The sequence below is a fragment of the Oscillibacter valericigenes genome (genome assembly GCF_021531915.1).
In the GTDB taxonomy this organism is placed as follows: Bacteria; Bacillota; Clostridia; order Oscillospirales; family Oscillospiraceae; genus Oscillibacter; species Oscillibacter valericigenes_A.
The window spans coordinates 1-486 of the sequence record NZ_JAFBIV010000052.1 but is presented as its reverse complement, the minus strand read 5'-3'; the positions used below and the strand labels follow the sequence as shown (position 1 = coordinate 486).

General features: G+C 61.7%; 1 pseudogene. It reads right to left on the bottom strand.

What is annotated here, in order from left to right:
* A pseudogene (locus tag JQM66_RS12470) lies at positions 1–486 on the bottom strand (4-hydroxybutyrate dehydrogenase); the annotation flags it as partial.

The window sequence follows — 486 nt, the reverse complement described above, 5'->3', positions numbered from 1 at the left end:
CATGATCTCGCCGTCGGGGTTCTTCTCATCATAGTAGTCCATGATGGCGCCGAACAGCATGTAGTTGGACTCGCCGTGAGGCACATGATAGGTGCCGCCCAGGGGGAAGCTCATGCCGTGGACAGGGCCGCAGCCGGCCTTCAGGAAGGCGATGCCGGCGTAGAAGGAAGCGGTGACGAACTGATCCATGTACTCGAAACGAGCCTCCTGGCCCTTCTCGTCCAGCAGCTTGAAGCCCTTCAGGATCATGTCCATGGCCTTCTCGCTGAACAGCTCGGAGGTGATGGTCTTGCGGTGGGGGCTCAGGAAGGACTCGGTGGCATGCACCAGAGCATCGATGGCGGAGCAGGCGAAGGGCTTGTAGGGCAGGGTGCGCAGCAGGTCGGGGATCAGGCAGACCTTGTTGGGGATGATGTCGTCGGAAACCAGGCCCAGCTTGGTCTCGCCGCCGGTCAGCACGCCGTCCTTCTCGTCCTTGACGATGGC